At 42.1% G+C, this 708-nt stretch carries 1 protein-coding gene and 1 pseudogene; one reads left to right on the top strand and one right to left on the bottom strand.

Going from position 1 to position 708, the window contains the following annotated elements:
• Window positions 1-160: pseudogene (locus AB4154_RS22285) on the bottom strand (MBL fold metallo-hydrolase); the annotation flags it as partial.
• 114 nt (window positions 161-274) lie between these two features.
• Here AB4154_RS22285 and AB4154_RS22280 point away from each other — a divergent pair.
• The coding region (locus AB4154_RS22280) for a DJ-1/PfpI family protein (protein ID WP_372124147.1) at window positions 275-708 on the top strand (434 nt) is incomplete at its 3' end.

The raw sequence follows: 708 nt of genomic DNA, 5'->3' as shown, positions 1-708 counted from the left end.
CATTACTTGGCATCTCAACCGTTGGATTTTTCGCGGCCTTAGCCTTAATGACTGAAAACGGAGGCATAGAGCCTTTTTTCCCCAACATAGGATCAATAAGGATAAATTTTTCGCCAGATTCAATGATAAAAGTTGCGCTACGTAGGTGATGGATCTTCATAATACCTCTCTAAATTCACTCATGAGTCATATTCTCTATGTGATTTAGTATGCTATTTTCGGTAATCTTGCCATACTGTCTCGAAAGTCAATATTCGCGCAAATCGAGACAAATATGGAGAAATCAACCGAGTTAGTCAAAATCACTTTGATTGCCTTTGAAGGGATCAGTGCTTTTCATCTCTCTGTACCCTGTATGGTGTTTCAAGATATCTTTTTCGATCAGCCGCTTCGGTTTGACTTGAAAATCTGTAGCGAAAAAAGCTCGCCATTGGAAACAAGCTCTGGATTTGGTGTGGTGGTAGATAGCGATTTAAGTGCTATCCAAGAAGCTGATATTATAATTATTCCAAGCTGGCCAAATGACCTGCCAGAGCCAAGTGAGCGACTTATAGAGGCGTTAATAGAGCATCATGATAAAGGGAAGTTGCTGGTAGGACTTTGCCTTGGTTCTTATGTTCTCGCGTGTGCTGGCGTTCTCGATGGCAAACGAGCCACAAGCCACTGGGCGTTTTCCGAACAATTTCAGGAGCAATTTCCTAAGGTGGA

Origin of the sequence: Vibrio sp. 10N.286.51.B11 (assembly GCF_041469245.1) — a bacterium.
GTDB lineage: Bacteria > Pseudomonadota > Gammaproteobacteria > Enterobacterales > Vibrionaceae > Vibrio > Vibrio crassostreae_C.
The sequence above is the reverse complement of the archived record's forward strand: the minus strand, read 5'-3'. Positions and strand labels throughout refer to the sequence as shown.